The sequence below is a fragment of the Paenibacillus sp. 2TAB19 genome, assembly GCF_052115185.1.
Lineage (GTDB): Bacteria > Bacillota > Bacilli > Paenibacillales > Paenibacillaceae > Pristimantibacillus.
In genome coordinates this window covers 12,537-24,164 of sequence record NZ_JBFRGE010000030.1, presented here as the reverse complement: position 1 = coordinate 24,164, position 11,628 = coordinate 12,537, and the positions used below count along the sequence as shown (strand labels likewise).

Here is an 11,628-nt window from a genome sequence, read left to right as displayed (position 1 = left end):
ATAAATTTACATTACAATGCTTACATAAGGTCGGCAATATGAAAAAAACGATATCTCGTCTGTTCCGTCCATGCATAAGAATCGCGATAATCCCAATAACGATGCCGGCTGGCTACGGTATTCGCGTTAACGAGCGGCATCCCCGCGGCATCGAACGCGGTCACGATTGTACTATGCTGGAAGCGGTTATCCCCATTCCAATCATACGTAATAATATCGCCTAGCTGCAGCTCGTCGGCCGATAACACGGTTTCTACGCGTAAACCTGATACCCGCTTTCCACCCAAATAATGAGTTAAAGCATTGGATACGGCCCAGCTGAAGCTCCAATTTTCCTGACCTTTATTTCTACCTTTATACCACCAGCCGCTTTCTCTTTTACCAGTATAGTTCATTGGGGCATTACCTGCAAAGACGCATTGGGATACGTAATTCGTGCAATTTACCTCAAACAGTTCGTAGGCGGGATTGCCTTCGTTCCACCATCGGTCGGCATAAGCCGCAACCAAATCTCTCCTGTACGGAATACCCGGCTGACGGTGTTTGAATTGCGGGAATAGGTCATAATTTAAGTATGGCATCGAGGGCGTAGCGCGCTCGCCTTCGGAGAACGTATAATCATCTACTGTCATCCAGTTGTCGGCTGATGCTCCATATCGCGGCCTGCGTTCGGATATGATCGGCTCGACGCGCATAACGTCCCAGCTTTTACCCGCGGGACACAGCCATAGCCGCTCGTATTCAGACCTTTCCTCCATATAGAAGCGGCCATGCTGCTCCATTCTTCTTCTAATATGAAGCTTAATGAGCACCGACACTTCGTTTGGAGACTCGTTTACGCGGACAAGCTCGGCCTTCGTCTCGCTACCGGCTGGCAGCACGCCGCGCAGCAGCTCGCGCTCACGCAGTCGCTCAAGCCGGCAGCGAAGACGTTCGCAATGCTCTGCGTCCGTAACAAAGTCGGACAACACTTGGGCATGCTGCTCCGTCTCGGCCTGATTGTACAAACTAATGTAACGATGAACGGCTGATTTCCACCCTTCCGCTTCTCCTTGCTGCCGGTGCAGTCCATAATCCGATGAACGCAGGAGAGACGTAAGCTTTGGTTGCTTGCTTGACTGATTAGCGCTTGCCTGAGACTGTGGACCGGGCTGATTGGCCGCCATATGCTGCCGCGGCTCCTCCGCTGCCCTTTGCTGCAGTCCGGCATTAGCCTTCAGCTTAACAGCCGGCTGGCGCGGGGAGCTTCGCTGCTGCGGGGGCGCTTGATTTCGTTTGTAACCTTGATTTGCTGGCGGCCTTTGACCTGTTCGCGACATCGCTTTCCCTCCTGCATGACACAGAATAACTGATTAATTATATGAAACGATACGACAATTCATGTAACATCGCGTGAAACGTATTTTCAGCCCCTTCCGTGTGTCCGCAAGGACATAATTGGACTTTACGCAGGGGTCATTTTAGCGCTATACTATAGCTATAAGGAATTTGAAATCCTGTTTCATAGAGTGAAACAAGGACGACATTTACACAAAGGAGAATGACGATGTCTAAACAAAATCAATACTCCGTCCGCACCACGCTTGACGCTGGCGGAAAGTCGTATGCTTACTATCGTATCGACGGACTACAAGAGCAAGGCCTTGGCGACATTTCGAAGCTGCCTTTCTCGATCAAAGTATTGCTTGAAGCAGCCGTTCGCCAATTCGACGGACGCGCAATTACACCTGAGCACGTAAAGCAGCTTGCAACTTGGGCTGACGGACGCGAGGACAAAGAAATTCCTTTCATCCCTGCCCGTATCGTACTGCAAGATTTCACCGGCGTACCGGTTGTCGTTGACCTTGCGGCAATGCGCGACACCGTAAAAAAAGCTGGCGGAGATCCTAAGAAAATCAACCCGCTCGTTCCTGTCGATCTCGTAATCGACCACTCGATCATGGTTGACGCATTCGGCAGCCCTGAAGCTCTTGAATATAACACGAAAGTGGAATTCGAGCGCAACGAAGAACGTTACCGTTTCCTTCGCTGGGCACAAACGGCGTTCGATAACTTCCGCGCAGTGCCGCCGGGCACAGGTATCGTTCACCAAGTTAACCTTGAGTACTTGGCATCCGTTGCCGCAACGAAAACAATCGACGGCGAAACAGTCGTATACCCTGACTCCCTTGTAGGTACGGACTCCCATACGACGATGATCAACGGTCTTGGCGTAGTAGGCTGGGGCGTTGGCGGTATCGAAGCGGAAGCAGGCATGCTCGGACAACCGCTTTACTTCGTAATGCCAGAAGTTATCGGCTTCAAATTGACAGGCAGCCTGGCAGAAGGCTCTACGGCAACTGACCTTGCCCTGACTGTTACGCAAATACTTCGCAAAAAAGGCGTTGTCGGCAAATTCGTCGAGTTCTTCGGACCTGGCTTGTCCAACATCAGCCTTGCTGACCGCGCAACGGTTGCCAACATGGCTCCTGAGTACGGCGCAACAATCGGCTTCTTCCCTGTCGACAGCGAGACGCTTTCGTTCATGCGTCAAACTGGTCGTCAAGAAGAACAAATCGAGCTTGTTGAAGCTTACTACAAAGCGCAAAGCATGTTCCGTACGGACGAAACGCCGGACCCTGTATTCTCCGACGTTATCGAGCTTGACCTTTCGACGATCGTTCCATCGCTTGCTGGACCGAAGCGTCCGCAAGACCGCGTTGAGCTGACTTCGATGAAAGAATCGTTCAACAGCATCATCCGCACGCCAATCGACAAAGGCGGATACGGCCTGAGCGACGAGAAAATCGAGCAAGTCGTAACCGTTAACCATAATGACGGCCAAGTTTCCAAAATGGGTACAGGCGCTGTTGCGATCGCGGCTATCACAAGCTGCACGAACACATCCAACCCAAGCGTAATGCTTGCTGCAGGCCTCGTTGCTAAGAAAGCAGTTGAGCGCGGTCTTAAGAAACCGGCTTACGTGAAAAGCTCCCTGACGCCGGGCTCGCTCGTCGTTACGGAATATTTGAAAAAAGCAAACCTGATCGAATCGCTTGAAGCGCTTGGCTTCCACGTTGCAGGCTACGGCTGCGCAACTTGTATCGGTAACTCCGGTCCATTGCCGGACGAAGTAAGCAAAGCGATCGCTGACAACGATATGACGGTAGCGGCTGTATTGTCCGGTAACCGTAACTTCGAAGGCCGCGTTCACGCTCAGGTTAAAGCGAACTACCTGGCATCGCCTCCGCTCGTTGTTGCTTATGCAATCGCCGGTACGGTTAACATCGACCTTTCCAATGATGCAATCGGCTACGACCAAGACGGTCAACCGGTATACCTGAAAGATATCTGGCCAACTAACCAAGAAATTAAAGACGCGGTTGCAGCATCGTTGAACCCGCAAATGTTCCGCGACAAATACGAGAACGTATTTACGCAAAACGAGCGTTGGAACGCGATTTCCGTACCAGAAGGCGAAAGCTACGAGTGGGACGAAAAATCGACGTACATCCAAAACCCGCCGTTCTTCGAAAGCATCGGCGACGCGCTTTCCGATATTGCCGATATTCCTTCGGCTAGCGTTCTTGCGCTTATGGGCGATTCGGTTACGACTGACCATATCTCCCCTGCCGGCAACATTACGGTTAACAGCCCAGGCGGCAAATACTTGATCGACAACGGTGTAGACCGCAAAGACTTCAACTCGTACGGTTCCCGTCGCGGTAACCATGAAGTGATGATGCGCGGTACGTTCGCGAACATCCGTATTCGTAACCAAGTTGCTCCTGGTACAGAGGGCGGCGTAACGACTTACTTGCCAAGCGGCGAAGTCATGTCCATCTACGACGCATCGATGAAATACCAAGACAGCGGCAAAAACCTTGTCGTTATCGCCGGTAAAGAATACGGAACAGGAAGCTCGCGTGACTGGGCTGCCAAAGGTACGTACCTGCTAGGCGTCAAAGCCGTTATTACGGAAAGCTTCGAGCGTATTCACCGTTCCAACCTTGTCGGTATGGGCGTGCTTCCGCTTCAATTCCAAGAAGGCCAAAGCTGGAAAACGCTTGGCATCACTGGTACGGAGACATTCGACATTACGGGCCTGAGCAACGACGTTCAACCGGGCGATTCCGTTACCGTTACCGCAACTCGCGAAGACGGCACAACGTTCGAATTCCCGGCAATCGTTCGTCTGGACTCCCTCGTTGACGTAGACTACTACCGCAACGGCGGCATCCTGCAAACGGTGCTTCGTCAAATGATCGCTAACATGTGAGAAAAACTTCAATCGAAGTAATTCGAGGATGAGCGACCTACAAGTTTGCGTAGCAAACTCGCTTCGGAAGCAAAGAAGTTTTTATCGCCAATCAGAAAGTCTGCATTCATTAGCATTGAATGTTTTACTCTCTGATGTGGTAATATGTTTAAATGTAACAGGCCCTCGAGGAAATCCTCGAGGGCCTGCTTTTTTTTTCTATTTATACAATCATCATCCCCAGCCGCTTAGCTGATTCTATCATAACGGGCGCGTAGCTCCGCATCGTATCCATCGTCAGACGGCTTGCAGGCCCTGATACCGATAAAGCTGCTACCAGCTTGCCCGAGCGTGTTAGAATAGGCGCTGACAACGCCGCAGCGCCCGGTTCGCGCTCCTCGAAGCTCGTTGCATAACCTTGGGCTACAATCTCGTCCAATTGCTGCTTATATTGATCCAAGTCAATGGCGTACAGCCATGCAGGATCAACGAACAGTTCCTGCTGGACGTGAGGCTCGGCATAAGCAATAAGCACTTTGCTCGATGCTCCCGCATATAGCGGCAGCCGTGCGCCCACCGGCGCTACACGTCGAACGGGCTGATTGCTCTGTACCGCTTGAATTCGTATACGCTCCGATCCATCCCTAACATAAATGCTGACCGTCTCGCCTAACCTGTCGCGCAGCCGCACCATCTCCGGCAGCCATATCGTAGCTTGATCGTCCGATCGGGATAAGTTAGCGGACAGCTCCCATACCTTAAGACCTAGATGATAACGTTCCGTCGCCCGATCACGCTCTAGGAAACCCTTCTCTTCCAGTGTGGCAAGCATGCGGTGCACCGTACTCTTATGCAGCCCGATATGCTCGGCGATTTCCGTCATCGCCCAATCCGTCTTCGTTGTAAAGCAGAGTAAAATATCAAGCGCACGATCTACCGCGCGTACAGTCGATTTGCCTTCCTCCATGCCGCCCATCCTCCCTGCCCCATGTTTCATTCAATGAAACTCATTCTCATTTTAGTATACCCTATTGGCTCTCGAGCCGTAAAGGAAAGTCTCTACGTTACAGCTATATTACAAAGCATTAACATCTTATCGACATCAATTGACAGGCTACTAGCGTAGGACTACGATAAAAGTACTAGAAAAATAACGCTTACATTCATTGAACGTTTATCGACCGCTTCTCTCCCTACTACTACGACGCATCTGGAAGCAACATTGAAGGAGGATGACGATATGAGCATAACTACCATGACATCACGGCCGCTTGAATCCGGATTCCCGGGCAGCTTGCAGCCGTTCCCTTTCATCGACCCTGATCAGCTATTTGCTAAGAAGAAAGCAAAGAGCCGTGTCAAGCATCTGGTCGTAGCCTCCCTCGCCTCCGTCACGGCCATGTGCTTGCTTGCGATCGTTATCTTTCATGGTTATGTTGCTTGGATGCTCGCCTATCCATACGTAGCACCGCTCACATCCAATCCAAAAGCGGCCATTGGCCTTGAATATGAGGATGTCGTATTTCCAAGTCATAGCGGACAGACAACGGTTAGCGGCTGGTTCGTCCCCGCTGGCGGATCAGAGATCGCTGCTGCTGACGCATCTGAAGCTGCTTCCACAAGAACCGTCGTATTCAGCCACGGTTACGGAGCTAATCGCGAAGAGACATGGGTTCCCATGTATGATCTCTCGAAGCTGCTGAACGGCTTAGGCTACAACGTGTTACTATTCGACTATGGCTATGCTTCCAAGGAATACAAAGCACCGGCCACAGGCGGCCTTGAGGAATCGCAGCAACTTCTCGCAGCCATCGACTATGCCAAGTCGCGCGGAGCAGAAGACATCGTCGTATGGGGCTTCTCGATGGGCGCCGGCACGGCGCTGCAGACGGCGCTGCAAACCGACGAGATCGATGCGATGATTCTCGACAGCATGTTCATTCCAAGCCCTGAGGCTTTGTTCGATAATTTGAATCAATTCGTAGAGCTGCCGCGCTTCCCTTCATTGCCGCTCATCGAATCATTAATTCCGCTGTGGACGGGTTCAAACTTTGGTTCCATCCCCGCCGAAGAAGTGATGTCGAATGATTACGGGATGCCAATCTACGTGATTCATGGCACCAACGATGTGAAGGCTGATTATGAGACGGCGGAGGTTGTCGCATCCGTTCAAGGCAATCCGCTCTCCCGTTCCTGGATCGTGCCTGACGGCCAGCATGAAATGCTGTTCCAAGTCCATCCGCGCGAATACATTCAACGGGCAGCGCTTTTCCTAAGTCAAGTCGACGGTCAATTGCAAGCCGACAAAGCTTCCTAACCTAACATTAAACCTATGCAAGCACGACATAACCCCTTTCTGCGACGAATACATCTACCATAGATGCATTCCATAGTTGCAGCATATAGGAGGGGATGGCCGTGCTTTTTATTTATGGCAAACTAATGCCTGTAAGAGCAATGGAACTTGTCCGTCACTGGAAAATGCAAGAGAAAGAGCACAACGCCGTCATCCTGCTAAGCGCTCCGTTACTGGACCATCAATATGCGGGCTTGCTGCAATCATGGGAGCCCGTATTTGCCGGAACGGTGCATTACGCCAATCAATGGCTGGAATCCTGGCATCCTTACCCTGCCCGTCTTCCTGAGCAGGCTGAGCTTACCGTCGAAGCGCTTATCGATACCGCGCTCGAGCAATCCCATCGCTATGTCGAGCAGCTCGAGATGCTGCTGTCCAGCAATGTGCCGCAAAGTACCCGGACGATTATTGCCCATTCCATCCGCGAGACCAACTATTATCGAGGACTGGTCGGAGCATACAGGCAAGCCGCGAACAGTCCAGGCAATCGCGAGCAGCGAGCACCGATTGCTCAGGTACCTATTGGCGGACATACACTGCCTCCGCTTCCCTATGATTATGATGCCTTAGAGCCTTATATCGATGAGCAGACGATGCAAATACACCATGACATTCATCACAAATCCTATGTGGACGGACTCAATAAAGCCGAGAAGCAGCTTCAAATCGCTCGCGAAACCGGCAACTTCGACCTGGTCAAGCACTGGGAGCGCGAGCTTGCCTTCAATGGGGCAGGACATTATCTTCATACGTTGTTTTGGAGCGTGATGTCGCCACATGGCGGGGGCGATGCCGTCGGACCGATCTCTGCGCAGATCACGAACGATTTCGGCAGCTATGCCGCCTTCAAGAAGCAGTTCAGCGAAGCGGCTGCCAAGGTCGAAGGCAGCGGCTGGGCGATCCTCGTCTGGAGTCCTCGCAGCAGACGGCTTGAAATTCTAACAGCCGAGAAGCATCAGAACTTATCGCAGTGGGACGCAATTCCATTGCTGCCGCTTGATGTATGGGAGCATGCCTACTATTTGAAGCACCAGAACAAGCGAGCCGATTACATCGAAGACTGGTGGAACGTTATCAACTGGCCGTATGTGAACGAACGCTTCGAGGAAGCGCGCCAGCTCGTCTGGCAGCCTTGCTAATGCCATAGCCATAATAAAAGGCTGACAGCTCTCTGCTAAGAGAACTGTCAGCCTTTATTCATTATTGCTATTGCTTCAGCAATGCAAGAAACTCCGAGCGCAGCGCGGAGCTGCTGCGGAATTCGCCGCGTACCGCCGAGGTGACGGTCTTGCTGCCCGGCTTCTTCACGCCGCGTGCGCACATGCACAGATGCTCACCCTCGACGACAACCATGACGCCATGCGGCGAGAGCTCCTCCTCGAGAATATCGGCGATCTGCGAAGTAATACGCTCCTGCACCTGCAATCTGCGCGTAATTGCCTCCACTAGGCGCGCAAGCTTGCTGAGCCCTGCGATCTTACCGCTAGGGATATACCCGATATGCGCCTTGCCGAAGAAAGGCGCCATATGGTGCTCACACTGGCTGTAATACACAATATCCTTCACGATGACGAGCTCTTCATGCTGCTCATCGAACGTTACGCCAAGCACTTCGCGGGGGTCAACCTCGTAACCTGCGAATATTTCCTCATACATCCGAGTGACGCGTGCAGGTGTCTCTAGAAGTCCCTCGCGTTCCACATTCTCGCCTACCAGCTTTAATATCTCTTTGACGTGGTATTCGATTTGCTCCCGGTTGCTCGTTACCTTTGTATTGACGTAATCTTTCTTACCCGCCACGTAGGGTCACTCCTTCCGGATCATAACAACTGTTTACAACCTAACAAGCGCTCTTATTTACGAGGGAACTTTTGATTTTTCATCATGTTTTGAGCGCGATTCATTTGTTGCTTATTCAAGTTATAGCCCATTTGCTTAGCCATCTTCTGTATCATCTCAGGGTCGTTCTGCATCTTCTCGAGCTGCTTGCGCAAATAGAATACGCCGATGAAAAAACCGCCAACTGCGCCGACCACTAATGTCACGATAGGAAGTACAATGTTTAACCACATAAAAAAAATTCACCCAACCCTCTCTATCTCTTGCTGTAATAATTGCATTCATGATAGCATGTTCACCCTTCGTTCGCAATCAGGGTGGAACAGCTTTGAACAACCAATCATTTCAATCTATAGATTTGCTGCTAGACCCAATTGCGTCGATCGCCCTCGCCATGTAGGCCTTAGCCTCCTCGTCGCTCTCCTTGGCATAAGCTGCATGAAGCGCCTCTTCGGCAACCGTACCACCGATTCGGCCTAGCGCCCATGCCGACGTTCCGCGGAGCACCGGCCTCGGATCGGACTCCAGTACCTTCACTAGCTCCGGTACGGCAGACGCTTCCTTGTAATTGCCAAGCGCTATGACGGCATTGCGTTGGATCGGCTTCTTCCCCCGCCACGCAGAGGAACTGCGAGAATATCGTTCTTGGAACTCTTTGTTGCTCATCGATAAAAGCGGCTCCAGGAGCGGCATAACGAGCTCGGGATCTGGCTGCAGCTTCGGCTGATGCGTCCAGTTCTTCCCCTTATTGATCGGGCATACCGTTTGGCATGTATCGCAGCCATAAATCCGGTTCCCGATCTTACGCATGATCGGCTCTTCTACGAACCCTTTCGTCTGCGTAATAAACGAAATACACTTGTTCGAATCAAGCTGTCCCGGTCCAACCAGCGCATCCGTAGGACAAGCATCGATACAGATCGTGCAGGAACCGCACTGATCGGTCATTTGCTCGTCCGGCGGCAGCGGGATATTCGTTATCATCTCGCCGAGATACACCCATGAGCCCCACTCCGGCGTAATGACCGCGCAGTTTTTGGCGCTCCAGCCAAGGCCGGCGCGCTCAGCTACCGCACGATCGACAAGCTCGCCCGTATCGACCATGCTCTCCACCCGCAGATCTGGAACACGCTCGCGAAGCCATGCCTCCAGCCGTGCCAATCGGTCGCGCAATACGCGGTGGTAGTCCTCGCCCCAAGAGGAACGGGACATAATGCCGCGACGAGCGCCGCGCTCGGACTTCGGAGGATTGTCCATCTTCGAAGGATAAGCAACCGCGATCGCGATGATCGATTGCGGATTGTCGAACAACAACGCCGGATTCGTGCGCTTGTCGAGATCCTTCTCCTCGAAGCCGGATTCCCTGCCAAGCTCACGATGACGGATTAATATTTGTTTCATCTCGGTGAAAGGGTCAGCCGAGGCGACTCCGATCTTATCGATGCCAAGCTCGGCCGCCGCAGCCTTCATCTCTTCTTTCAGCTTCCTGTAGCGGTCAGTCATCGCTTACAGCCTGCGGATCGCTTCGCGCGCAAGCTCGTCGCAGCGATTGTTCCATTCATTGTCGCTATGGCCCTTTACTTTGACGTATTCAACGGTATGCATCTTCATAAGCTCCCATAACGCTTTCCAAAGTTCCTGATTTTCCACCGGATCCTTCTTGCTGTTTTTCCACCCGTTGCGAAGCCAGCCGTGTATCCACCCTTTCTGAAAGCAATTGACGACATAGGCCGAATCGCTGTACACCTTGACGGAGCAAGGCTCCTTGAGCAGTCTCAACCCTTCGATAACCGCTTGAATTTCCATACGGTTATTGGTCGTATGCTTCTCGCCGCCGGATATTTCCTTCTGCTTCGATCCGTAGAAGAGCACAGCGCCCCAGCCGCCGGGTCCAGGATTACCGGAGCAAGCTCCGTCCGTATAGATCATAACTTCTTTCATTAATGTTCTACCTCCCAACTTCTAAACGAGTGGAATAAACTACAAGCCGTGTATTTTGTTATAAGGCCATAAAATATAATCCGCCCTGCCTTTAATCAGATTGCGCGGCACCGTGCCGAAAATTCGGCTGTCCAAGCTCGCTTGCAGATGACGATTGTCTCCCATCACGAAGTATCGTCCCTCCTCTACGACGCTTGGTCCATAATTCATGCCTTCAATAGAAGTGTCGATATAATCTTCTATGACGAGCTCGCCATTGCGGTACAACTGATTATCATAGATCTCGATTCGATCGCCAGGAACGCCGATGACACGCTTCACGAGAAACTTCTTCTCCCCGCTTCCGTCATCGGGTTCCTTCAATATAACGACGTCTCCCGCTTTCGGCTTGCCGACCAAATACACGAACTTGTTCACGAACAGCCACTCATCATCAAGCAGCGTCGGCTCCATGGAATGGCCTTCTACCGTAGATAAATTGAATACAAAAAAATGTACAATAAGGACAACCACGAATGCAACAATAAGCGTCCTGAGCCAATCCCAAGCCTCAGAGCGCCAAGTGCGGTTATTTTCATTAGGTTTATTGGGGGATGAAGCCGTTTCCGATTCTGCCAAAGTCATTATTCCACCTCGCCGTTTGCCTGAAGCCACGCCTCGTAGTAGGCCGTAACATGCTCATCTTGAAAAGGCGCTTGTCCGCTTTCTATTCTTAACAGCAAAGCCGCCAGCCCTTCTTGGACTTTGTCATCCACCATCTGCGGGTAGTGATACATATGGCTATGAAGCTCGTACTCATCCTGATCGACGACAAAACATCCGCCGTCCGTCGTACGAATAACATCAAGGTCATAATCGATATATGTCAGCACGTCCCCTTGCAAATACGGAGGAGAAGCGATATTGCAATAGTACCGTATGCCGTTTTCCTCAATAAGGGCTACGACATTGAACCAAATGCCAGGTATGAAGAAGGATACGGCAGGAACACGGCTGATCCATTGCTTACCGTCCGATTCCTGTATCGGCGTCTGTCGATTAATTAGAACGATCATGGACTCTTCTCGGTGCTCCGGAACAAGCAGCTCGCTGGGAACGAGCCAATTGCGCTGCCATGTACGATGGATGTGACCGTTATGCTTGAAGCTCTTGATAACACAGTGCATGTATCGTACCATACCGTTCTCCTCACACATGTCTATAGTAATAAGAAAAGCATATCTCACCGCCAAAAGCAATGGCGATGCAGATATGC

11 protein-coding genes are annotated in these 11,628 nt (G+C 51.6%); 3 read left to right on the top strand and 8 right to left on the bottom strand.

The features are described 5' to 3' along the window. Nucleotides 1–20: 20 nt before the first annotated feature. Nucleotides 21–1,319 (bottom strand): amidase domain-containing protein, encoded by a 1,299-nt coding sequence (locus tag AB4Z33_RS15290; RefSeq protein ID WP_442050721.1) that lies wholly within the window; start codon nucleotides 1,317–1,319, stop codon nucleotides 21–23. A 227-nt stretch (nucleotides 1,320–1,546) separates the two neighbouring features. On the opposite strand from AB4Z33_RS15290, the gene acnA reads away from it, so the two are divergent. After that, the gene (acnA, locus tag AB4Z33_RS15285; RefSeq protein WP_442050720.1) at nucleotides 1,547–4,258 is read left to right on the top strand and encodes an aconitate hydratase AcnA; all 2,712 of its coding nucleotides are present in this window, start codon (nucleotides 1,547–1,549) and stop codon (nucleotides 4,256–4,258) included. A gap of 202 nt (nucleotides 4,259–4,460) precedes the next feature. Here the strand turns inward: acnA and AB4Z33_RS15280 are convergent, their stop codons facing one another. Further along, nucleotides 4,461–5,204, bottom strand: a complete 744-nt coding sequence (locus tag AB4Z33_RS15280) for an IclR family transcriptional regulator (protein ID WP_337104399.1) — start codon at nucleotides 5,202–5,204, stop codon at nucleotides 4,461–4,463. A 273-nt stretch (nucleotides 5,205–5,477) separates the two neighbouring features. Here AB4Z33_RS15280 and AB4Z33_RS15275 point away from each other — a divergent pair, with 273 nt between their 5' ends. Both AB4Z33_RS15275 and AB4Z33_RS15270 read left to right on the top strand, forming a co-directional pair. Further along, nucleotides 5,478–6,554, top strand: a complete 1,077-nt coding sequence (locus tag AB4Z33_RS15275; protein ID WP_442050719.1) for an alpha/beta hydrolase — start codon at nucleotides 5,478–5,480, stop codon at nucleotides 6,552–6,554. 101 nt (nucleotides 6,555–6,655) lie between these two features. Further along, entirely contained in the window at nucleotides 6,656–7,732 is a 1,077-nt protein-coding gene (locus AB4Z33_RS15270) for a Fe-Mn family superoxide dismutase (RefSeq protein WP_442050718.1), read from the top strand. Between the two features lie 67 nt (nucleotides 7,733–7,799). On the opposite strand, the gene folE is transcribed toward AB4Z33_RS15270, so the two are convergent. The 6 genes from folE to AB4Z33_RS15240 form a co-directional block, all read right to left on the bottom strand. After that, nucleotides 7,800–8,393, bottom strand: a complete 594-nt coding sequence (gene folE, locus AB4Z33_RS15265; protein WP_442050717.1) for a GTP cyclohydrolase I FolE — start codon at nucleotides 8,391–8,393, stop codon at nucleotides 7,800–7,802. Between the two features lie 53 nt (nucleotides 8,394–8,446). Next, on the bottom strand, nucleotides 8,447–8,665 hold the full coding sequence (locus AB4Z33_RS15260; protein ID WP_337104395.1) for a YneF family protein: 219 nt from the start codon (nucleotides 8,663–8,665) through the stop codon (nucleotides 8,447–8,449). 112 nt (nucleotides 8,666–8,777) lie between these two features. Then, nucleotides 8,778–9,935 (bottom strand): tRNA epoxyqueuosine(34) reductase QueG, encoded by a 1,158-nt coding sequence (gene queG, locus AB4Z33_RS15255; RefSeq protein WP_442050716.1) that lies wholly within the window; start codon nucleotides 9,933–9,935, stop codon nucleotides 8,778–8,780. Nucleotides 9,936–9,938: 3 nt separating this feature from the next. Next, nucleotides 9,939–10,373 (bottom strand): ribonuclease HI, encoded by a 435-nt coding sequence (gene rnhA / locus AB4Z33_RS15250; protein WP_337104393.1) that lies wholly within the window; start codon nucleotides 10,371–10,373, stop codon nucleotides 9,939–9,941. Nucleotides 10,374–10,412: 39 nt separating this feature from the next. Continuing rightward, nucleotides 10,413–10,997: a signal peptidase I gene (gene lepB / locus AB4Z33_RS15245; protein ID WP_442050715.1), complete on the bottom strand. Its 585-nt coding sequence runs from the start codon at nucleotides 10,995–10,997 to the stop codon at nucleotides 10,413–10,415. Beyond that, nucleotides 10,997–11,551, bottom strand: a complete 555-nt coding sequence (locus tag AB4Z33_RS15240) for a DUF402 domain-containing protein (RefSeq protein ID WP_442050714.1) — start codon at nucleotides 11,549–11,551, stop codon at nucleotides 10,997–10,999. The genes lepB and AB4Z33_RS15240 overlap by 1 nt, the downstream gene beginning before the upstream one ends. Between the last annotated feature and the right edge of the window lie 77 nt (nucleotides 11,552–11,628).

Excerpts from the sequence above, each read along its gene's own strand:
- AB4Z33_RS15290 (WP_442050721.1), bottom strand. The coding sequence starts at position 1,319 with ATGTCGCGAACAGGTCAAAGGCCGCCAGCAAATCAAGGTTACAAACGA.
- acnA (WP_442050720.1), top strand. The coding sequence starts at position 1,547 with ATGTCTAAACAAAATCAATACTCCGTCCGCACCACGCTTGACGCTGGC.
- AB4Z33_RS15280 (WP_337104399.1), bottom strand. The coding sequence starts at position 5,204 with ATGGAGGAAGGCAAATCGACTGTACGCGCGGTAGATCGTGCGCTTGAT.
- AB4Z33_RS15275 (WP_442050719.1), top strand. The coding sequence starts at position 5,478 with ATGAGCATAACTACCATGACATCACGGCCGCTTGAATCCGGATTCCCG.
- AB4Z33_RS15260 (WP_337104395.1), bottom strand. The coding sequence starts at position 8,665 with ATGTGGTTAAACATTGTACTTCCTATCGTGACATTAGTGGTCGGCGCA.
- queG (WP_442050716.1), bottom strand. The coding sequence starts at position 9,935 with ATGACTGACCGCTACAGGAAGCTGAAAGAAGAGATGAAGGCTGCGGCG.
- rnhA (WP_337104393.1), bottom strand. The coding sequence starts at position 10,373 with ATGAAAGAAGTTATGATCTATACGGACGGAGCTTGCTCCGGTAATCCT.
- lepB (WP_442050715.1), bottom strand. The coding sequence starts at position 10,997 with ATGACTTTGGCAGAATCGGAAACGGCTTCATCCCCCAATAAACCTAAT.
- AB4Z33_RS15240 (WP_442050714.1), bottom strand. The coding sequence starts at position 11,551 with ATGGTACGATACATGCACTGTGTTATCAAGAGCTTCAAGCATAACGGT.